Annotated in this window: 21 protein-coding genes; 2 read left to right on the plus strand and 19 right to left on the minus strand. The window is 39.5% G+C overall.

Annotation, left to right across the window (positions count from 1 at the left end; genetic code table 11):
- Positions 1-19: 19 nt before the first annotated feature.
- Together EFY79_RS03755 and EFY79_RS03760 are read right to left on the minus strand one after the other, a co-directional pair.
- Positions 20-805 carry an MBL fold metallo-hydrolase gene (locus EFY79_RS03755; RefSeq protein ID WP_123119348.1) on the minus strand — a complete coding sequence of 262 codons (786 nt, stop codon included), beginning with the start codon at positions 803-805 and terminating at the stop codon, positions 20-22.
- A 145-nt stretch (positions 806-950) separates the two neighbouring features.
- Positions 951-1,226, minus strand: a complete 276-nt coding sequence (locus tag EFY79_RS03760; RefSeq protein ID WP_123119349.1) for a hypothetical protein — start codon at positions 1,224-1,226, stop codon at positions 951-953.
- 132 nt (positions 1,227-1,358) lie between these two features.
- On the opposite strand from EFY79_RS03760, the gene mutL reads away from it, so the two are divergent.
- Complete coding sequence (mutL, locus tag EFY79_RS03765; RefSeq protein WP_123119350.1) at positions 1,359-3,215, plus strand: DNA mismatch repair endonuclease MutL; 1,857 nt, start codon at positions 1,359-1,361, stop codon at positions 3,213-3,215.
- A gap of 94 nt (positions 3,216-3,309) precedes the next feature.
- Here mutL and nirK read toward each other — a convergent pair whose 3' ends face one another.
- The 15 genes from nirK to EFY79_RS03840 form a co-directional block, all read right to left on the minus strand.
- Positions 3,310-4,455, minus strand: a complete 1,146-nt coding sequence (nirK, locus tag EFY79_RS03770) for a copper-containing nitrite reductase (protein WP_123119351.1) — start codon at positions 4,453-4,455, stop codon at positions 3,310-3,312.
- A 312-nt stretch (positions 4,456-4,767) separates the two neighbouring features.
- The gene (locus EFY79_RS03775) at positions 4,768-6,447 is read right to left on the minus strand and encodes a SulP family inorganic anion transporter (RefSeq protein ID WP_123119352.1); all 1,680 of its coding nucleotides are present in this window, start codon (positions 6,445-6,447) and stop codon (positions 4,768-4,770) included.
- 65 nt (positions 6,448-6,512) lie between these two features.
- Complete coding sequence (locus EFY79_RS03780; RefSeq protein WP_123119353.1) at positions 6,513-7,337, minus strand: universal stress protein; 825 nt, start codon at positions 7,335-7,337, stop codon at positions 6,513-6,515.
- Between the two features lie 156 nt (positions 7,338-7,493).
- Positions 7,494-8,126, minus strand: a complete 633-nt coding sequence (locus EFY79_RS03785) for a YceI family protein (protein ID WP_123119354.1) — start codon at positions 8,124-8,126, stop codon at positions 7,494-7,496.
- A gap of 98 nt (positions 8,127-8,224) precedes the next feature.
- Positions 8,225-9,550: a hypothetical protein gene (locus tag EFY79_RS03790; RefSeq protein ID WP_123119355.1), complete on the minus strand. Its 1,326-nt coding sequence runs from the start codon at positions 9,548-9,550 to the stop codon at positions 8,225-8,227.
- A 51-nt stretch (positions 9,551-9,601) separates the two neighbouring features.
- On the minus strand, positions 9,602-10,177 hold the full coding sequence (locus EFY79_RS03795; RefSeq protein WP_123119356.1) for a YceI family protein: 576 nt from the start codon (positions 10,175-10,177) through the stop codon (positions 9,602-9,604).
- A gap of 53 nt (positions 10,178-10,230) precedes the next feature.
- Complete coding sequence (locus EFY79_RS03800) at positions 10,231-10,638, minus strand: hypothetical protein (RefSeq protein ID WP_123119357.1); 408 nt, start codon at positions 10,636-10,638, stop codon at positions 10,231-10,233.
- Between the two features lie 369 nt (positions 10,639-11,007).
- On the minus strand, positions 11,008-11,706 hold the full coding sequence (locus tag EFY79_RS03805) for a uracil-DNA glycosylase family protein (protein WP_233577914.1): 699 nt from the start codon (positions 11,704-11,706) through the stop codon (positions 11,008-11,010).
- Positions 11,706-12,209: a TlpA family protein disulfide reductase gene (locus tag EFY79_RS03810; protein ID WP_123119359.1), complete on the minus strand. Its 504-nt coding sequence runs from the start codon at positions 12,207-12,209 to the stop codon at positions 11,706-11,708. The genes EFY79_RS03805 and EFY79_RS03810 overlap by 1 nt, the downstream gene beginning before the upstream one ends.
- A gap of 56 nt (positions 12,210-12,265) precedes the next feature.
- Positions 12,266-13,009 carry a 3-keto-disaccharide hydrolase gene (locus EFY79_RS03815; protein WP_123119360.1) on the minus strand — a complete coding sequence of 248 codons (744 nt, stop codon included), beginning with the start codon at positions 13,007-13,009 and terminating at the stop codon, positions 12,266-12,268.
- A gap of 116 nt (positions 13,010-13,125) precedes the next feature.
- Positions 13,126-14,202 carry a sugar phosphate isomerase/epimerase family protein gene (locus EFY79_RS03820; protein WP_123119361.1) on the minus strand — a complete coding sequence of 359 codons (1,077 nt, stop codon included), beginning with the start codon at positions 14,200-14,202 and terminating at the stop codon, positions 13,126-13,128.
- A 21-nt stretch (positions 14,203-14,223) separates the two neighbouring features.
- On the minus strand, positions 14,224-14,481 hold the full coding sequence (locus EFY79_RS03825) for a Txe/YoeB family addiction module toxin (RefSeq protein ID WP_123119362.1): 258 nt from the start codon (positions 14,479-14,481) through the stop codon (positions 14,224-14,226).
- Positions 14,472-14,690, minus strand: a complete 219-nt coding sequence (locus EFY79_RS03830; RefSeq protein ID WP_123119363.1) for a DUF2683 family protein — start codon at positions 14,688-14,690, stop codon at positions 14,472-14,474. The genes EFY79_RS03825 and EFY79_RS03830 overlap by 10 nt, the downstream gene beginning before the upstream one ends.
- A gap of 138 nt (positions 14,691-14,828) precedes the next feature.
- Positions 14,829-16,757 carry a beta-N-acetylhexosaminidase gene (locus tag EFY79_RS03835; RefSeq protein WP_123119364.1) on the minus strand — a complete coding sequence of 643 codons (1,929 nt, stop codon included), beginning with the start codon at positions 16,755-16,757 and terminating at the stop codon, positions 14,829-14,831.
- 77 nt (positions 16,758-16,834) lie between these two features.
- Entirely contained in the window at positions 16,835-17,422 is a 588-nt protein-coding gene (locus EFY79_RS03840; protein ID WP_123119365.1) for an acetate uptake transporter, read from the minus strand.
- 225 nt (positions 17,423-17,647) lie between these two features.
- Between EFY79_RS03840 and EFY79_RS03845 the strand changes: the two genes are divergently transcribed.
- Complete coding sequence (locus EFY79_RS03845; RefSeq protein ID WP_123119366.1) at positions 17,648-18,007, plus strand: SnoaL-like domain-containing protein; 360 nt, start codon at positions 17,648-17,650, stop codon at positions 18,005-18,007.
- On the opposite strand, the gene EFY79_RS03850 is transcribed toward EFY79_RS03845, so the two are convergent.
- Complete coding sequence (locus tag EFY79_RS03850) at positions 18,000-18,602, minus strand: AAA family ATPase (protein WP_123119367.1); 603 nt, start codon at positions 18,600-18,602, stop codon at positions 18,000-18,002. The two genes, EFY79_RS03845 and EFY79_RS03850, sit on opposite strands and share 8 nt — an antisense overlap.
- Positions 18,590-19,249, minus strand: coding sequence for a nicotinamide riboside transporter PnuC (pnuC, locus tag EFY79_RS03855; RefSeq protein ID WP_148041845.1), 660 nt, complete (start codon positions 19,247-19,249; stop codon positions 18,590-18,592). Before pnuC ends, EFY79_RS03850 begins: the two co-directional genes overlap by 13 nt.
- Between the last annotated feature and the right edge of the window lie 42 nt (positions 19,250-19,291).

Raw genomic sequence — 19,291 nt, forward strand, 5'->3', positions numbered from 1 at the left:
CGGCAAATAATCCCATTTTTTATTTTCTCTTTATTTCCAGTTTCAATCCGTCATAAGCAAGATGCATATTTTGCGGCAGTTCATTTTCAATAACCTCATGAAAGCCAAGCTGGTGGCTGATATGCGTAAAATAAGCCGTAGGGATTTCCAATTCCTTCACCAAATCTGTGGCTTCCTGCAAAGTAAAATGAGAAATATGTGTTTTTTTTCGCAGCGCATTTACCACCAGTATTTTACTGCCCCTGATTTTTTCTTTTTCCTCTTCATCTATCCTGTTTGCATCGGTGATGTAGGTGAAATCTCCAAAACGAAAAGCCAGCACGGGCATATTTAAGTGATAAACCAAAATGGGAATGACCAAAATATCGCCCACACAAAAAGGCTGAGAGGAAATCGTATGCAAATTAATTGCAGGCGTGCCGGGATATTTTTTTTCGGAGAAAGCGTAATAAAATTCGCGGCGCAATGCCTCCTGAGTAAGCTCATTGGCGTACACATCCATCGGCCGGTTTTGAAAAAAATTATACGCCCTGATGTCATCAAGCCCGGCGATGTGATCTTTATGCGGATGCGTAAAAATAACAGCGTCTAATCTTTTTACATTTTCGCGCAGCATTTGCGTTCTGAAATCCGGAGTGGTATCCACCACTAAGGTGGTGTGTTTGCTTTGAACCAAAATACTGCTCCGCAGCCTTTTATCTTTTTGATTTGAGGATGAACAAACGATGCAATCACAGCCAATCATGGGAACACCACCACTGGTGCCGGTTCCTAAAAAGGTAATTGTAAGATCAGGATAACTCACTTTTCAAAGCTATTAAATATTTGGCAGAGGCAAATGCTGAGAAATGAAATTGGATGGTTAAACAAAGTATCGGTCAAATAAATAAGCCTGTTAATGTTGAATAAAGAAAAAACCGCACCGGGAGAATTAGGATTTTTAACCTGGATTATTTTTCCAGGCGCTCCGTTTTGGACATTACTTCATCGTACAATTTTTGGGATTCATGCGTGAGCGAATCGTAATTAATTATAAGAGAGGGAATGATATCAAGAAGTGTGTTTACTCTGCCTTCGGGAATCAGGAATTTATTGAGCACCACCACTTTTTTATGTTCCAGGATGCAATAGCCGCTTTGAAAGGAACCCCGTTCGTACCGTACGATGTAGCCGGATTCTTCCAAAATTTTTTCAAGTTTAGTTAATGTAGTTTGATTATATTTCAATGCAAAAAAATTATTGAAACAAATTTACGATATTGACAGCAAAAGGGTTTATTTCATCTTTTAGGAAGCTTCGAATGCCGTATCAGGCTTCCGTAAAATAAGAGTTAATTTTGTATTTAAAATAAAAAGAATTTGGCTGACATCATCAATTTATTACCCGAAAACATTGCCAACCAGATTGCAGCCGGTGAAGTAATTCAAAGGCCGGCAAGCGCCGTAAAAGAACTGTTGGAAAATGCAGTAGACGCCGGAGCTACAGAAATTCAATTATTCGTGAACGATGCAGGCAAAGCCCTGGTGCAGGTAATTGATAATGGCAAAGGAATGAGCGAAACCGACGCCAGGATGAGCTTTGAACGCCATGCTACCTCCAAAATTAAAAATATCGACGACCTTTTTCATATTAAAACAATGGGATTTCGCGGGGAGGCGCTGGCCAGTATAGCGGGTGTGGCGCAGGTAGAATTGAAATCCAAACGCAGGGAAGATGCGATAGGCACTTTTATTGAAATTGAAAACAGCATAGTGAAACGGCAGGAGCCCGTTGCCACAAATGAAGGCACGAATATCTGTATGAAAAATTTGTTTTTCAATGTGCCTGCGCGAAGAAATTTTTTAAAAAGCAATGCTTCCGAGCTTAGACACATTATTGATGAGTTTATAAGAGTGGCCATGGCTTTCCCGGATTTATTTTTTTCGCTTACCTCCAACGGTCAGCAGGTTTTCCATCTTGAAAAGGGTTCATTAAAGCAACGTATTCTGCAAATTCTCGGCAATAATTACGCTGCTAAGCTGGTGAGTGTGAAGGAGGAAACTGATTATATGAATATTTATGGCTTTGCAGGTAAGCCTGAAACAGCAAAGAAAACACGCGGCGATCAATATTTTTTTGTGAACAGCCGTTTTATCAAAAGCGCTTACCTGAACCACGCGGTGATGAATGCTTTCAACGATATGATTGCCAAAGACAGCTTTCCGATGTATACTTTATTTATTGACATTGATCCGTCTCGGCTTGACATCAATGTTCATCCCACCAAACAGGAAATCAAATTTGAAGATGAAAAATTGATTTATGCATTTGTGCAGTCTGCCGTAAAACATGCGTTGGCGCAATATAGCGTTACGCCGACGCTGGATTTTGAGCTGGATATGGCGATTCAACAAAGCGAGGCGGTAAGCAAGCCTTTTACCAAAGAAAAGCAATTTACCGCTACAGGATCTTCACTTTATAAAACCTTTACGCAAAAAAACCAGGCCCATTTTATTGAAACCAAAAGTGATTTGAAAAGCTGGGATGAGGCCATTATACGTCAAAAAACTGAAGACACCTCTTTCCGGAATTTTGAAAATGAAAACCAACCTGGCGATGTGCCTCCTTTCTTTAAAAATAATATACCCGCTTCTGCTCGAAAAAAACCGACCACAGGCCTTCTGCTGCAAATTCAGCATTGCTTTATTGCAGCGGAAAATGAAAGCGGTTTTATCCTGATTCATCAGCAGAATGCGCATGAAAGAGTTTTGTATGAGCGCTTTGAAGAAGCGATGAAGGGAAAACCTATTGCTGTTCAAAGAAGCCTTTTCCCTGCGGCGGTTGAGCTGGCGCCGCCCGATGCGGTTTTGCTGGAGGAGCTTATTCCTGACCTGCGCATCCTTGGCTACCAGGTAGAGCCTTTTGGAAAAAACAGCTTCATCATACAGGGATCGCCTGCTGATGTGAAAGATGGAAATGAAAAGGATGCTCTTGAAAAGATACTGGAACAATACAAGCATTTTAACCTGGAAATGAGCTTTAGTAAAAGGGAAAAATTACTTCGCTCAATGGCCTGGCAGCAGGCCATAAAAGCGGGAACAGATTTGTCAGATAAGGAAATGGAGCGCCTCGTAGAAGATTTATTCCATTGCAAAATCAATAATGTTACTCCAAATGGCAAACCGGTGTTTCTTGAATTTAAAAAGCAGGAATTAGATAAAATGTTTGGGAGATAATCATTATTGAAAATTTCATTATCATTCTTTCTTACATATTTCCAAAAAAAAGGCCCTGAAACCAGGGCCGAATTAAATTGATTTGTTTTAATCTTTATTGAATCGGCGAAGCTTTCTGTATTAGTTTCATATAAGTGCTGTCCCAGTTTCCCTCAACTTTTACCTGGCCTACCGCGCCGAAGGCTACCGCTTCGATAAGATTGTGATTCACCAAAGTATAAGTATGTGGCTCCCTGAATTTATATAAAGCAGCTGCAGCAGAGCCTCCGGGAACCGCCCAGGTTTCGTAATCAGTAAATGGCCTGTTATTAAATTTACCTCCTGGCCAGAAAAGGTCTGCGTGGCCGCCGATAAGATGAAAACGGCTATCATTGTTGGCTTCGGCGGTGATAAACAAAACTTTGTCACCCACCTTGGCGGTCATGGCATTTTTTCCCAGTAAAGAGCCTACTCTTCCGTTGAAGACAATATAGGTTGGTATCAATGTTTTTATCTGGTCGCCAATTGCCTGAACACTTTCCTGCGGAGTAGCAAATTCTTTTACTTTTCCATCAGGGCCTTTAGGCAAATACAAATATTGTTCGGCGATGTAATATGCTTTGTCGAAAGTAACAGAATTTCCGTTCTCATCTTTTAAGCCATCGCGTGGCAACACCATGATAGCGCCATTCATTCCGGAAAGAACATGGATAGGCGTCATTAATCCACCCGGCGCACAATGGTATACAAAAACACCCGCCCTGGTAGCTTTAAAGCGAAGCTTCACCTGCTCTCCCGGATTAATATGGGTAAGATCTGCTCCTCCTTCCGCACCGGTAGCGGCATGAAAATCTATGTTATGTATTTGCGTATTTGTTGCCGGATTTTTTAATGTTAACTCAACATAATCATCCTGGTGAACCACAATTAGGGGCCCCGGCACAGTGCCATTGAAAGTAAATGCCCACATAGAATCGCCCGGCGCTACTTCTATTTTCTTTTCCTGCACAGTCATGGTAACCTGCACTATTTTTGGCCCATCTTTATCTACCTGGTCAAATTTCGGCACCATAGGAGGCGCCACCAATTCCTGGGTTACACGGTTAAGATTATCTCCATTACCATCATTTTTTTGGTCAAGCACTGAAGTGCTGCTGGAATTTTTACAGGCCGAAAAAATCATTACCAACATCAATGCAAATAAAGAAATTGCAGGACTGCTTAATTTTTGTAAAGAGAAAGGAAACTTTAGTTTTTTCATTTTATTCTGGTTTTAATTGTATTGCTGAAGTTTTCTTTACTGGATTTCCCGTGGCAAAAGCGCAAAAAATGTATAACGGTCACCGGTAAACGAAAATTAATTTCATTGTAAGCGGGGATATATATATTTAGTAAGATCGATGGCAAATTTAGAAAACTTCTACCACTTAAAAATTGCCGCCCGATTTCGAAAAGAGGAATTATTATTATTTGTTGCTTTACTATCTGAATGAATTAAGAAGCAAATTACTTGTAGGGCCGCCTTGAACCATTGATACCATTGAATTTGCAGCGTATGAAGTTTCATCTAAGGTTATACACGAATTTCAGAAAAGGTTTTCGCATCCTCCACAATTTTCTGCGCACGAATCAGCGCTTTTTCAAAAGTGGCGGCTATATTGGCTTTTCCGATTGCAAATAATAAGCGCGATTCCTTTAATGCCTTTTGTACCTGTTCATTTTCCACCTCCGAAAGAATAATTTTGGTGCGGTTTTTTACAGACTCACCAATTACTTCTTTTAAAACCTGGATGCCGGTGGCATCAATGATTGGCACATGTCGCATGCGGATAATTAAGACTTTGGGATGTTGCTTTATATATTTCATCGCGTCTCTGAACTTATACGCAGCGCCAAAAAACAAAGGCCCTGTAATTTCAAAAACTTCTACTTCTTTTGGTAACTGAAACTTTCCATCTACCAAATCATATCCAAATTCTTTATCCCCGATTTCTTTGGTAAGAATGCTTACGTCGCTGAATTTTATCATGTTTCTCATAAATAAAAATACAGCCAGCACCATTCCTATTTCAATGGCTACAGTGAGGTCAATAAGTACTGTCAGAAAAAAAGTAATGAGCAAAACTGCAATATCTCCTTTCGGCCCTTTTAATACTGAGCGGAAATTTCTCCATTCGCTCATGTTATAAGCCACTACAATGAGGATTCCGGCGAGATTAGCTATCGGGATATACGAAGCCCATTTGCCCAAAATCAACAAGATAAGCAAAAGCGTAATTGCGTGAACAATGCCCGCAACAGGGGTGCGACCGCCGTTTTTTACATTAGTTGCTGTTCGCGCAATGGCGCCTGTAGCGGGAATGCCACCGAATATGGAAGAAAATATATTGGCTGTTCCCTGCGCAATCAATTCCATATTTGAACGGTGGTTGCCACTTATCATTCCATCGGCCACCACGGCGGATAACAACGATTCTATCGCACACAACATGGCAATGGTAAACGCAGGAGCCACCAAGTTTTTAAAAGTAGCAAAATCAATATGAGGTATTTCAGGACCGGGAATTGATGAAGAAATGATTCCAAACCTGCTGCCGATGGTTTCCACAGGAATCTTTAAAAACTGGACGGCGGCAGTGGTTACCAAGATTGCAATTAATGAGCCGGGAATTTTTTGCGTGACTTTTGGCCACAAAATAATAATAAGCACTGTTACAGAGGCAATCAGTAAAGCATACCAGTTAACGCTGCCAATATGCAAGAAATAAGTTTGCCATTTCTCAATAAAATCCGCAGGAACATTTCCCATGTTCAATCCTAAAAAATCTTTAACCTGGGAAGAAAAAATGATAAGTGCGATGCCGCTGGTAAAACCTATGATTAGAGGATGGGGAATAAATTTGATAACGGCGCCAGCCCTGGCGATGCCAAGTATTATGAGCATAATGCCCGCCATAAAAGTGGCGATGATTAAACCATTAATGCCATACGTTTGAACAATGCCATACACGATAACGATAAAAGCGCCGGTCGGTCCTCCAATTTGCACACGGCTTCCCCCTAAGGCTGAAATAATAAAACCCGCAACCACCGCAGTAATAAGACCTTTTTCTGGCGTAACTCCTGAGGCAATGCCAAATGCAATCGCCAGGGGCAAAGCCACAATGCCCACAATGATTCCGGCCAACACATCATTGGTAAATTGCTTTCGGGTGTAATTTTTTAGAGTATCAAATAATTTGGGCCTGAACATTGGTTTTATCTGTACAATACTTTTATTTAAGTTATGAAATCAAAAACAGGTGTGGTCTCATTTCACTATCCTTCTTTTAATACCAGCAAAGGTATTTTAGTTTCATAACTCATTTTTTTTGTATGCACCGTTCCAAATAATCTTTCAAGAAAGGAATGTTTGCGCGCTGTCATTGCCAAAATTTCGGCTGGATTATTTTCGAGGTAATTATTTATGCCGTATATAACATCGGAATCTGTTACTACATTAAAGGTTCGTTTTAGTCCATCAAAGTTGGAATGCACTCTCATCTTATGGATAAATTCATCATCACTAATTTCGCCCTCCTGTTTTTGAACATGTAGTATCTGGATGGCAGAATTGTATTTTTCTGCAATTTTGAGCAGGATAGAAATATCTTTTGCTTCTTTCCTGTCGTTCAAATCCGTTGCATAGCAAATCGTATCTATTGATTCGTAAGAAGCGCCTTCCGGAATCACCAGCATTGAATAATTGGATTTTTTGATGACGGAAGTAGTAGTGCTTCCAAATATGGATGAGCTTTTGCCTTTTCCTTTCATGCCCATGATAATAAGATCAGACTGGTTTTCATTTGCCATCGTTAAAATCATTTCTGAAGCAGCACCCTCAGCCACATACCCTTCAGTGGCAACCAGATGATTTTTTGAAATCTCAGTAATTTCTTTTGACAAAAAATCTTTATTGCTTTCTACCAGTTCAGCCTGTGCCGCAATCCTGGAATTAAAAGATTCATCTTCGATGAGAAGGCCTATCGGAACCACATTTAAAAAAATAACCTTGGCCTTTAGCACCTCACCCAAAGACAGGGCATATTTTGCCGCATTGCGCGATGCTTCAGAAAAATCAACCGGGACAAGAAAGTTTTTCATTTTTTGATGTTTAAATTAATAATGGGGAAAATTATAGTATGCTGCTCAAAAAAAAATTGATCGCCATTAGGCGCCTGTATGATATTTATCAGGCGCGCTTATAAAATAAAGAACAGGAAAATAAGTTGGTTTACTGCAAACTGGTATCTTTCTTTTTTACACATTCACCGCCCTTGCAGAAACTATTAAATCAAACTTTACAATGATTCCGTCTTTCACTTTTACCATTCCGAAAAGAGCGGTAGGCGGGATAACACCAAAACTGGTCATTAACATCGAGTGCTGTCCTACAAAGCGGTAATAGTTGGCGCCGGTTTTTTTTCCCTGTACTGTAATTTGTGCATTTTTAGAAACTCCGGCCATCGAGATGGAAACATTTATTTTAATTGTGGTCCAGGCGTTGAGAGAAAGTGTTTTTTCCGCATCTATTTGTGCATCTGTTAATTTCACTGAGATAACCGGGTACAAATCCGCCTTCATAGCCTTCATCAGGTCCCTGTTTATACCAGTATTTCCGCAATTAAGAGAGCTTATATTAAAATCGAGGGCTGCATTATCAAACCCGATTCTTTCCGAATCTTCCCTGTTTAATTTTGCGCTTTGCTGGGCGAATAACTTATTAGAAGAGCAAAAAAAATCTTTCACATTGGTAGTGCCATCAATACTTACCTTGCTTCCCTTTTCAAAAGAATAAATTATAGTAAGCGGTTTTGTTTCCCTTTGTTTTATTGTGTTGCTAAAAAAACTGAGGAGGCTGATGCACAGTGAAAGGAGGGTTAGGGCAGGCATAAAAATAAATTTGACAAGCCATAAAACAGGCCATTGTCGCACCACCTTGTTGTTCGATGAAACAATGGCCTGATAAAAAACGGGAGTGGTGATCCCTATTAAAATCCTACGGAAGCTTCTATCATTAAACCATGAAATTTACCTCCGGAACGGATATCTGTTGGAAGAAAGTTTTTGTATTCCTGGTCGACATATACAATTTTTGCCATTACATTTTTTGTCATAAACCAGCCAAAAGAGCCAACCATCCTGTTAACAGTAACGTCATTCGGATTACCAGCCATGGCGGCTTTTACGGTGTTGTATCTTCCGCCTATCCAGAAGTTTTCTTTTTCTGCCGGAAAACGATAAAGTAAATCAACTACTCCCTGGGTTGCTTTGCGCATGCTGGTTTCCTTTATGGTTCTTCCTTTGGCAACTTCGTAAGTACCAAATATTTCCAGTCCTTTGTATTTAAGAAAAGGGTTTATTACTGCAGCGTTCACCTGTTGACTAAATCCGGGATTAAATCTTCCTGAAAAAGCATTGCCATCTGTTGTTGCTGTAGTATTTTCCATGATGTAAAAATAATGAGACCCTGTACGGTCGCCATTAAAAAGCGTATTGCTGGTATTGCTTTTATTAGTATAAGCAGAACCGGTAAGCCTGAATCTTAAGTCATTTGTGAACTGCCTGTCAACTCCTACTTTACCATAAAAAGCGGGAGCAGTAACATTAGCTTTTCCTGTTTTTGGATCAATAGCAGAAGGATCAACTACAGTGGGATTTAATTGTCCGTTTGTCATGCCGCCTGAAAGAAGAAATCCACCTCTGGATTGGTACAGAATTTCACCACCAATTTCTGTAGCAAAAGCAGGCATGATATAATTCTCAATAAAAGGATTATAAAAAGTATTACCTCCGTCAGTTCTGCGATAATGTGCATCACCATAATCCACATCAAAATCTCCTACTTTAAGAGTAATATTTTCCATAAGTGAATTTACCAAATCACTTTTCAAAAAAAGTAGTTTATCAAACTGGATATATCCGCCTTTAACCCATGCTTCTTCGTGGTGGCGGCTTGACAGGTAAGTGGTCAGGTTCAAACGGATACCATCGCTTAGCTGGGCATCAATAGTCAGATTGGCCATCGCCAGGTTAAAGCCATTTTTTAGTGCCATCAATTTGTTAGCGTTAACGCCGTCGGCACCAATTTTGGGAATAGCATTATTTTCATGTTTCAAAGCCTGGAAATCCTGGGAAAAAAACCCACCGACTTTCACGGCAAGTCCATTAAAAGGTACCGTGTCTTTTTTTGACGTTTCGAATACATTCAGGCCGGCTTTATCATTCGGGCGGAAATATTGTATTTTTTGCCCTATGGCAGAAGAAGATAGAAGTACCAGCACTGCCACTGTAATTTTGTTTATTAAGGTTTTCATTTTTATAATTTTTTTGAGTTTAAAAATTTTTGTTGCCTAAAAATTGATTGATTATGATTTTACGAGATTGGTTTTAAATTGAATAGATATATCGTTGCTTACTTTTAAAGCGCCAAAAAGAGCGTTTGGAGGATCTATACCAAATTCTGACATCCTGAGAGGTACCACACCTTCGATACTTATATTGTTGTTGGCAATTGAATTTACTTTTGCGCGGATGGTAACGCCACGGGTAACTCCTGCAATATTAAGATTGCCAGTAGCTGAAACTGTAGTTCCTCCACCGCTAATCTGCAAAGGTGAAGTAAGTGTAAAAGTGATAGTTGGATGGCTGTCAGACTTCAATGCTTTGTAAGTCTTTCCATTCATTACGCCGCCCTCAGAGCTTTTAATTGACTGAACATAAACTATTACGGTAAGCCCGTTAAGCGTGAGTGTGCCGTTGCTGTTCCAGGTTACGCTGGCGTTTGCAGCGGCCTTTTCCACGTTTTCAGTCCAGTCGTGAAGATTAGAGCCTCCGTTAATTGTTAGTTTATAATCTTTGTTAAGGACATAATTGGTTTGTCCGAAAAGATGGCTTGCTGTTAAGATTAGTGCCATCGCTAAAATACTTTTTAAAGCTTTCATGGTTTTTAATTTTCTAATTGTTAGTATAAAATTTTTATTGTTTACAACTTTTATCAGGGATTCATCATTTCACATACAAGCCCCGCTATTATTGCCTGTATCAGGCCCAATACAAACCAAGTGGCTACCATTTGTAATGAAACTGTGATGGAACTAAATACCAGCCACATCGCGGGAAAAGTGGCAATCAGCGCATAGATAATTCCAAACTCAATTCCCCGTGTGAGAAAAGAACCTTTCAGAATTCCTTTTATCTTGCTCCAAAACCATGAGAGAGCCATGGCTATTATAAACGGATGAATGAAATAGAGCATGATACGGCTGGATTGTTCATTAAAAGCTGGCTGGAAGTATTGCATAGCCAGGTCGGGGAATATTAAGATATTCAGGTACAATCCGAGTATGCTTAAAATCAGTAAAACTACACCTGCTACCAGTCCGGGAAAGATTACTTTTTTCATTTTACTTTGTTTGTTATTTTGAAATAACAGAACAAAAGTCTTGTGAAATAGTCACCGGATATATGAGGTAGTACAGGAAGAAGTATGATATTTGTCAGTGACGTGTGGGGCAGTCGCCTTGCGTTTCTTTTTTAAAAAAACCGTCATTATCGCAGCCTTCACCTTCAAAATCCGCTAAGATTTCTTCATAATAAAATAAAAAAAATGGATAAAAATTTCAGAATAGCCGGAGGAAAATAAACGAGAAGGGGTATACTATTTAAAAAGAAATAATTGAAGGTAACATAAGCGGTAATAAAAATTTTAAAGAAAAAATTAGCAGAACTATTTGTTTGAAAATAAAAACATTTTCTATTTATTCGTTTACTGCTAGCCGTTAGCTTCGCTGAACGCGTCTATATATTTCTTTAAGTAAATGTCTTTTGATTTTGCTTTGTATTGCATTATGAAACGCGGATGTTCCAAAGGAATTACTTTTTTGAAGAAATGAAATTCATCATTTATTTTTTTAAAAAACCTGGCATTTTTTCCTGTGCCAAATAGGAAACATACATTAGTGCTGATACCAAAACTTATTTGTTTTTTAATATTTGCGAGAATAAAAGCATAAACGCAATCCGTTAATTCATTACTGTCGTAATAGTTATAATTGATTTCTTTGCCGGCTGCATTAGTGATGGTAAACCCGAGCGGGCAAAGGGATTGAATGTAGAAATCGTTATAAAATTTTTTTACACCCCCGTATTGGTTGATTACTTCATAAACAAAAGTGGCTGACGGTTCGTGGGTGGATTTTCCCGGAAATTCTATTCCGCATTCGCTCAATAATCTTTTGGTATCTGTAAAAGGAACGCCGGTAATGCCAGCGCCAAACCTTCCGGGATTAATTCCAAAAATGATGTGGCGTTTATTATGGTCGTCATAAAATTTTTTGTAAAACAGGGAAGAGATTCGCAGCGCTTCCCTGTTCTCCTTAAAAGGATTCATGATACTTACCTTATCAGGAAGACCGCCTTTATAAGAAATATTTTTGTTGAAAGAAATTATTTTATCGGCAAAAGTTTTCATTATTGTTTTTTACCGGCCACTTTCACCCACTTAATCAATTCGCTTACGGGTGTAAACTCTTTGTAAGAAACCAGCAGTTTGCCATTTTTGTCAAACAAAGCCGTGAATGGCGTGTGCTCAAGGTGATAATAATTTTTCAAAAAGAAAACCGGTTCTTCCATTCCGACTTTAATATTAGGAAAATTTTTTGTGTGGTAATGGTTTTCAAACCACTTTACATCATTCAAAGATTCAAAAGTAACCATCAATATTTCCGTATTCTTAAATGCATTCATTTGGGGAAAAAGCTGGTCCATTAGTTTGCGGCAATGGTCGCAATCGGGCGCAAAATAAATAATGAGCAATGGTTTTTGCCGCGCTACATTTTTGGATGAAACCGAAGTACCGTTAGTAAGTTTTACCTTAAACTCCGGAATTGCCTGGGCATTTGCCGTAGTGGAAATAAAAAGGATTGCTGCCAAAAATGATACGAATAAAAAAACAAAAGCAAAATTTCTTTTCATAGTCGACCGGCAATTTACTGATTGCAGTAAAAGAATAAAAAATCCTAATTTTTATTTTATAATTTCCTGATTTTTATATTTCTGAACCATACGTCATCGCCATGGTCCTGCAAAGCGATATTGCCTGATTTGAAAGTTCCAAAATCCGGCATGTATTTGAATTTGCTGATGGCTACCATTTTTTGCCAATAATCATCCCACAAAGTTGTTGAGAGCGTGTGCTCGCCATTCATATAAAAATCTAATTTTCCGTTCAGGCATTTTATTTCTATTTGGTTCCATTCGCCCAACGGTTTTTCCACTTCTTTCGAAGCGAGCAAATCATATAAATCCCCCGCGCGATGCGTATATAATTTTCCATCGGGTTGTCCGAGGCGAATTGGCGTTCCGTTATCCAAAACCTGCATTTCAATTCCGGTGTGATAAGTTTCTTTGTATTTAGCAGGATTGTCACGAACATAAAACAAAATGCCGCTATTGCCTTTTTCTGAGATTTTCCATTCCAATTTCAAATCAAAATTGGCGTATTCGTCATTGCTCACAAGGTCGCCGCCTTCTTTGTTTTTTTCAGAAGCATCTAAATGAATGGCGCCATCCTGCACTTTCCATTCATTGCCGGCTTTTTGATGGCCGTAATTGTGCCAGCCGTCTGTATTTTTCCCGTTAAATAATAATTGCCATCCCTCGGTTTTTTCTTTTGAAGTAAGAGAATTTTGTGAGCCGCTTTTCATAGAATTTTTGGATGAGCCGCAACTAATCAAAATAACTGAGGCAAGAAAAACCGGAATAATTTTTTTCATGAATTCGATTTTATAGATTTTTTTAAAGAAATTGTATTAAAGATTTGTAGTTAAAGAATGAGAAACTTGATGCATAAAATACAATCAACTTAATCCCTTAATTCCTAATTTTCAATTCACTCTCTCACCCTCTCGCTCTCTCGCAGTCCCAATACCCGGCGATTCAAATTTTCATCTTTGGTGGTTTGGGCAAAATCGTCAAATGCTTTTTCGGTAACACGGATGATATGATTTTTTATAAATTCAGCGCCTTCCCTGGCTCCGTCGTCAGAATTTTTTAAGCAACATTCCCACTCCAATACGGCCCATCCGTCATAATCATAGGCGGCCAATTTGCTGAAAATTGATTTAAAGTCCACCTGCCCATCACCAGTTGAGCGGAATCTGCCGGCGCGGTTAATCCAGCTTTGATAACCTCCATATACGCCTTGCTTGCCGGTAGGATTAAATTCTGCATCTTTCACATGAAAAGCCTTAATTCTTTCATGGTAGAAATCTATGTAAGCCAAATAGTCAAGCGCCTGCAACACAAAGTGCGAAGGGTCATAAAGCAGGCACGCGCGGCTATGAAAGTTTACGCTTTCTAAAAATGTTTCGTAAGAAATGCCATCATGAAGGTCTTCCCCGGGATGGATTTCGTAGCAAACATCTACACCGCATTCATCAAAGGCGTTTAATATCGGCAACCATCTTTTGGCGAGTTCGGCAAATCCCTCTTCTACCAAACCGGCCGGGCGCTGCGGCCAGGGATATACATTGGGCCAAAGTAATGCGCCACTAAAAGTAGCATGAGCTTTAAGCCCCAGATTTTGGGAAGCTTTGGCAGCCAGTTTTAATTGATTAACGGCCCATTCCTGCCGTGCTTTCGGATTACTACGAAATTTTTCAGGGGCAAATCCGTCAAACAGTGCATCGTACGCGGGGTTTACGGCAACTAATTGTCCCTGCAAATGCGTTGAAAGCTCTGTGATTTCGAGGCCAAAGCTATTTACGGTTCCTTTTAATTCGTCTGCATAGGTTTTGCTTTCAGCCGCTTTTTGCAAATCAATAAACCGTTCGTCGTTTGTTGGAAGCTGTACCCCAACAAAACCTTTGTCTTTAGCCCATTGGCAAATATTTTTTAAATCGTTAAATGGCGCTTCGTCGCCAATAAACTGGGCAATAAAAATGCCGGGTCCTTTAAGTGTTTTCATGCTAATAATTTAATTCCATTTTTAATAATGCCCCCGTAATTGAGCAATTATAATTCGTTCATTTTCTGTTTTATAAATAAGGCGATGTTCTTTATTAATCCGCCTTGACCAATACCCTGTCCAATTATGCTTTAATGCTTCAGGTTTGCCAAGGCCTTCATAAGGGCTTTCTTTAATAGATTCCAGAAGTTGTAAAATCCGGTTTTGAATTTTTACATTTCCGCTTTGTTTCCAGAAATTCAAATCCTCCAATGATTCAGGAGAAAAAACTATTTCCATAAATCTTCCATCTTAATAGTTGTCACGTTTCCTTTTTCTATATTTTTTATGCTGCTATTTAGTCGTTCAGCCATTTTCGGATTAGACAAGATACGTTCCGTTTCGTCTGATTCCGGCTCTTCTTCATAAGGTATTTGAAAGCCATCTAAGATAACCTGCAGCGCCTTTTGCTGGCTTTCATTTTCCGGATGTATAAGTAATGATTCCATAATTATTTAATTTACGTTCATTAGAAATTTCGTTTAAAGTTAGCCCAATTTTTATTTGTTACTTTCCATTAATGTCTTCCATAAATTCAGACTTACAGTAAACCAATAAATAAAGTGACTTCTTATTTTCTTTAGAACTTACGGATAATTCTTGCCTGAATCCGCCCTCTTCTGTAATTCTGCGATAGGCATAGCAATAATTCTTCCCATTTTTTTATCACCACAATAGGTAACCACTTTCAGCATTACCGCATCTTCGGGCGGCGTTAATGGAGTACGGTAAGTAGGATAATAATTATCAGGAAAAGAATTATCAAAGCTATAATGAATCTGCAAATCTTTAATTTCTGTGCTGAGCTCAATTTTCAATTTGCCGTTCTCATCTTTTGTGGCAGTGAAAATCGGGTCGAACATGCTTGGCGCATATTTGATATGGGCTTCATCAAACCTGGGTAATTGTTTTTCAACGCGGGCCGAAAAATCATCCCAGTTCTTTTTCTCTTTAGGCGACCAAACGCTTTCAGCTATCGCAAGTGCCCGCGGCCAAAGCATATATTCAAGATGGCGCATGTTATAAATTTGCTCTGTCCACAAATTAGCCTGTCCGCCAAGGATGTATTTGGCATCTACTCCCGGAGGCACAGGTTCAAATTCATACGCCTTTTGCAATCTTAAAGTTGCATATACATGTGGCTCGATGATAGGGTCGCCGTTCATATAATCAATGTAAGCAAAAGTAGTCGGGCTCATCACCACATCATGTTTCATCTTTGCCGCTTCTATTCCGCCTTCCATTCCGCGCCAGCTCATCACTGTAGCGCTGGGCGCCAATCCTCCCTGCAATATTTCATCCCATCCCATAAATTTTTTACCTTTTGATTCCACAATTTTTTCAAGCCTTTTTTCGAAATAGCTTTGCACCTGGTCCATATTGGTGAGGTTTTCCTTCTTCATCAAATCATGCACCGCGTCACTTTTTTCCCAAAAGTTTTTAGGGCATTCATCGCCGCCACAATGGATATATCCGAACGGGAAAAGTTCAGCTACCTGCGTCATCACTTTATCTAAAAATTCGTACACTTTTTCGTTGGCAGGGCAAAGTGTATTATCCACCAATGCTACCGGCGGCTGTCCGTGCGACCAGTCCATGATTTCTTCACCGGAGCGCACGCGGTATTTATCAGCGCCTTCCGTACAGGACAATTCCGGGTATGAAACCACAGCTGCGAGGCTGTGACCCGGCACATCAATTTCGGGCAGAATGTTTACAAAACGGTCCTGTGCATATTTTACAATTTCGCGAATATCATCCTGGGTATAATAGCCGCTGTCATTAAGCGGTTCATCAGGTTTTGGCGGAGTAAATGTGCCAAAGTAGCCGACTTTGTGGACCCGCTTTGAACCCACTTCCGTCAGGCGCGGAAGCCCTTTAATCTCAATACGCCAGCCTTCATCATCGGTTAAATGCAAATGCAGAATATTGTATTTAAAGAGAACCATCTGGTCAATAAATTCTTTTACCTGTTGCTTGGTAAAAAAATGTCGGCTTACATCCAGCATCAAACCCCTCCAGCCAAATCTCGGGTAATCGGTGATTTTACAAGCGGGAACATTCCATTTCACATTCTTTGCGACGGAACTATCATTGATTTGTTTAGGAAATAGTTGATACATGGTTTGAATCCCGTAAAATAAACCGGCAGCCGTGTTGGCGCTGATGGAAATCTCTGAAGGGGTAACATTCAGATGGTATCCTTCTTTTCCTAATTTTTCATCTTTGATTAAAGACAAATTAATACCGCCTGACGCTTTTTTTGAATTCACCACCGGAATAGCAAAGCCGGTAGCGCGTTTTAATTTTGTAGAAATAAACTCACCTACCCGCTTTGCATCTTTGTCTGGCGACATTACGTGGATAGTTGCTTTGCTGGTAAGCTGAAAATTTCCTGTGCCTGAAGAAACTGATACCGGCATGGGAACCAGCATTTCGGAAACACTTTTGGTCTGGGCAAAAACAGAAACCGATATAAAAAATAAAAAAGAAACAACAACCAGGGCCTTTCTCATGAAATCAATTTTATACGTTTTGTAAAATTTGTTGAGCGATGAAGATAAAAAATTTGACTTAGCAAATTCACATAAAATTATTTCTTATCTATCGCGCCAAGCGGCAAAATGGTTTTGCCATACACTTCATTGAGCAGCGAGCCGATAGCGGTATAAATAGCAGAGGCACCGCAAATAATGCCTTCATAGCCTGTAAAAGTTTTAATGAATGCGCCTCCTTCTGTTTCGCCGTAGGCTAATAAGAAAAACAAAATGGTAAGCGAAGCAAAAACAAACTGCAGCGCCCTGGTGATGCGTAGTGTACCGATAAAAAGTAATCCTGTAAAGACGCCCCAGATAATGAGGTAAGCCACCATAGCTGATGGAGAAGCAGCCGGCACCCAGCCAAACTTCGGGATTGCGATTAAGGCTACCAGCGTTAGCCAGAACGAACCATACGAAACAAAAGCCACGAAGCCGAATGTGTTGTTTTTCTTTGACTCCATAATGCCTGCAATTATCTGGGCGATACCGCCATAAAATATCCCCATGGCAAGAATCATAGAGTTCATTTCAAAAATACCGGCATTATGCAGGTTTAATAAAACGGTGGTGAGCCCGAATGCAAAAAGCCCCAGCGGCGCGGGATTTGCGGAAGTGTCTTTAATGATTACAGTTTGTTCCATCACAGAAAGTTTTTATTTATAAATAGGAATAAAAATAAGTAATAAATGTTGCTTTACTGTAAATCGAAGGAGGATAATTCTTTTAGATTAATTTTTTTTATAAATGGGAACTTGCGTCAAGTGTCAGAATTCTTTAATGGTCGGATTTATAAAAGAAGAGAAAGACGATGAAAGCCCAATCTGCTTTTTGGTAAAAGATTTGCTCTTTTTTAATAAAAAGTAGCAATGAACACACAACAAATCGCCGAACGTCTTGCAGAACTTTGCAATAAAGGAGAGTTTACGCAGGCCCAAAAAGAATTATTTGCCGACGACGCAGTCAGCATTGAACCCGAGAGTTCTCCTGGCTTTGAAAAAGAAACTAAGGGTCTCGATACCATTTTTGAAAAAGGAAGAAAATTTAATTCCATGGTTGAACAAACGCATAGCTGTAAAGTTTCGGCTCCGCTGGTGGTAGGCAACGTTATAGCGCTGGCGCTCTATATGGACGTGACAATGAAAGGACAGAAACGTTCTTCTATGAACGAGCTGATGGTTTATAAAGTAAAAGATGGTAAAATTATTTCAGAACAATTTTTTATGTAAAGGTTTCATTGATAGCGTTAATTGCGTTCTGCAGCCTTTGTTCATAGTTTCCTGAAATGATATGCCACGGTGTGGATTGGGAGGTCATTAGTTCTTTATAGAAATAAAATAATTTTTTCCTTATGCCTGCGTCGGGATATTCCCTTAATTTATCTTCAATCCAGGGCAGGTCTACATCACAGAGCAAATACAAATCATATTTTCTTTCTGCAATGCGGTTCAAAATCCAGTTGTGGCAATTATTAAAAACATATTCGGCCCATACTTTCATTACGTACATATCGGTATCGATGAAGAGCAAAGTTGAGGGTTGAGGGTTGAGGGTTGAGGATTGAGAATTTTGTATCGGGTTTTGAACTTTGAACTTTGAACTTTGAACTTTGAACTTTGAACTAATTCGTTCTTCCAGTTCAATTTGTCCTTTTGCGATTGTCAACAAATCTTCGTAACTATAATCAGTTCCGTGTTTTTCTAAATATTCTCTTGCATATTCAGGAACCCACAAGGTTTGATAATGCGCCGCCAGTTTTTCACAAAGGGTGCTTTTACCGGTAGATTCAGGGCCGATTATTACGATTTTTTTTATTGCTTCCATACCGGAATTTCCTTGTTTTTCAACAAATGTTCATTAGCTCTTCTTTTCCATTCTATCAATCCCCAAACTGCCATTATTAAGAGTATGATATAATATACACTGGTAAATACATAGTGCTTCACAAAATACAAAGGAATGGAAGCAATGTTGGTCGCAATCCACCAATACCAACTTTCCACTTTTTTACGCGCCATCAGCCACATTCCGGTGAAGGCGGTAGAACTTGCAAATGCATCCGCCCACGGAATAGCGCCGGGTGCAAAATCTTTTTTCAGGTAAGAAAGGGCAAAAAATATGGCGAGGTAAAATGCGGCAAAAAATACAAGTTCCTGCATCCATTCTTTTTTGTTGCTCCATGTAATATTTACCACATACTCGTGCTGCTGATTTTTTTTTGCCCATAATATCCAGCCGTAAATGCTCATAATCGTGTAGTACAAGTTGACGCTGGCTTCGCCAAACAAACTTCCTTTGAAGCTGAGATAAATATAAAACGTAGTATTGATAAGCCCTGTAGGATACACCCATATATTTTCCCTGCGCGAAAACCAAACACTGACAATACCTGAAATCACAGCAATATATTCAAGCCATGTGGTTTCTTTCATTCCATTCACAAACGCGTGCAATATTTCAGGTAAGCTCAATTTAAAAATTTTAGGCTCAAAAGTAACTGAAAGCAGCGACAG

The sequence above is a fragment of the Hanamia caeni genome (assembly GCF_003721595.1).
Taxonomy (GTDB): Bacteria; Bacteroidota; Bacteroidia; order Chitinophagales; family Chitinophagaceae; genus Ginsengibacter; species Ginsengibacter caeni.

What these genes read in the sequence shown, in the direction of transcription:
- EFY79_RS03845 (WP_123119366.1), top strand. Translation starts at nt 17,648, where the DNA reads ATGAACACACAACAAATCGCCGAACGTCTTGCAGAACTTTGCAATAAA.
- EFY79_RS03810 (WP_123119359.1), bottom strand. Translation starts at nt 12,209, where the DNA reads ATGAAAAGAAATTTTGCTTTTGTTTTTTTATTCGTATCATTTTTGGCA.
- EFY79_RS03805 (WP_233577914.1), bottom strand. Translation starts at nt 11,706, where the DNA reads ATGAAAACTTTTGCCGATAAAATAATTTCTTTCAACAAAAATATTTCT.
- EFY79_RS03840 (WP_123119365.1), bottom strand. Translation starts at nt 17,422, where the DNA reads ATGGAACAAACTGTAATCATTAAAGACACTTCCGCAAATCCCGCGCCG.
- EFY79_RS03795 (WP_123119356.1), bottom strand. Translation starts at nt 10,177, where the DNA reads ATGAAAGCTTTAAAAAGTATTTTAGCGATGGCACTAATCTTAACAGCA.
- EFY79_RS03835 (WP_123119364.1), bottom strand. Translation starts at nt 16,757, where the DNA reads ATGAGAAAGGCCCTGGTTGTTGTTTCTTTTTTATTTTTTATATCGGTT.
- EFY79_RS03850 (WP_123119367.1), bottom strand. Translation starts at nt 18,602, where the DNA reads ATGGAAGCAATAAAAAAAATCGTAATAATCGGCCCTGAATCTACCGGT.
- EFY79_RS03785 (WP_123119354.1), bottom strand. Translation starts at nt 8,126, where the DNA reads ATGCCTGCCCTAACCCTCCTTTCACTGTGCATCAGCCTCCTCAGTTTT.
- EFY79_RS03820 (WP_123119361.1), bottom strand. Translation starts at nt 14,202, where the DNA reads ATGAAAACACTTAAAGGACCCGGCATTTTTATTGCCCAGTTTATTGGC.
- EFY79_RS03815 (WP_123119360.1), bottom strand. Translation starts at nt 13,009, where the DNA reads ATGAAAAAAATTATTCCGGTTTTTCTTGCCTCAGTTATTTTGATTAGT.
- EFY79_RS03800 (WP_123119357.1), bottom strand. Translation starts at nt 10,638, where the DNA reads ATGAAAAAAGTAATCTTTCCCGGACTGGTAGCAGGTGTAGTTTTACTG.
- nirK (WP_123119351.1), bottom strand. Translation starts at nt 4,455, where the DNA reads ATGAAAAAACTAAAGTTTCCTTTCTCTTTACAAAAATTAAGCAGTCCT.
- EFY79_RS03775 (WP_123119352.1), bottom strand. Translation starts at nt 6,447, where the DNA reads ATGTTCAGGCCCAAATTATTTGATACTCTAAAAAATTACACCCGAAAG.
- EFY79_RS03790 (WP_123119355.1), bottom strand. Translation starts at nt 9,550, where the DNA reads ATGAAAACCTTAATAAACAAAATTACAGTGGCAGTGCTGGTACTTCTA.
- EFY79_RS03825 (WP_123119362.1), bottom strand. Translation starts at nt 14,481, where the DNA reads ATGGAAATAGTTTTTTCTCCTGAATCATTGGAGGATTTGAATTTCTGG.
- EFY79_RS03830 (WP_123119363.1), bottom strand. Translation starts at nt 14,690, where the DNA reads ATGGAATCATTACTTATACATCCGGAAAATGAAAGCCAGCAAAAGGCG.
- EFY79_RS03780 (WP_123119353.1), bottom strand. Translation starts at nt 7,337, where the DNA reads ATGAAAAACTTTCTTGTCCCGGTTGATTTTTCTGAAGCATCGCGCAAT.